The sequence below is a fragment of the Penaeicola halotolerans genome (assembly GCF_016464625.1).
In the GTDB taxonomy this organism is placed as follows: Bacteria; Bacteroidota; Bacteroidia; order Cytophagales; family Cyclobacteriaceae; genus Penaeicola; species Penaeicola halotolerans.
This window is the reverse complement of the sequence record NZ_JAEAGO010000050.1, coordinates 1-277: the sequence shown is the minus strand read 5'-3', so window position 1 is coordinate 277 and position 277 is coordinate 1. Positions and strand designations below refer to the sequence as shown.

Here is a 277-nt window from a genome sequence, read left to right as displayed (position 1 = left end):
GTTTCTGCTTTATGGGGCAGGACGAGGTATCCAAGTGGGAACTTTTCCATGGCTGTTTTAATTTTCTCAGACTCCGTATTTAGTATGAGAAGTTGGGGGTTGGGTTGGACAAACCCAACAACAGGAAAAGAACCCCAAGCAAGCAAGAAGCAAGCAAATGGTTGCCATGGTGAAAAGTCTTTGAAAGGAGATTAGGTGACAGAGAACTGCTCTTGCTGCCTCTCCCCCAGTTCCTCCCTCTTACCTAGCCATAATTGTGGCAGCCCCTTGGTCCACA

1 protein-coding gene is annotated in these 277 nt (G+C 47.7%); it reads left to right on the top strand.

The window, feature by feature from the left end; genetic code table 11:
- On the top strand, positions 1–195 hold a 195-nt coding region (locus I5349_RS13705; protein ID WP_226391345.1), incomplete at its 5' end, for a hypothetical protein.
- Between the last annotated feature and the right edge of the window lie 82 nt (positions 196–277).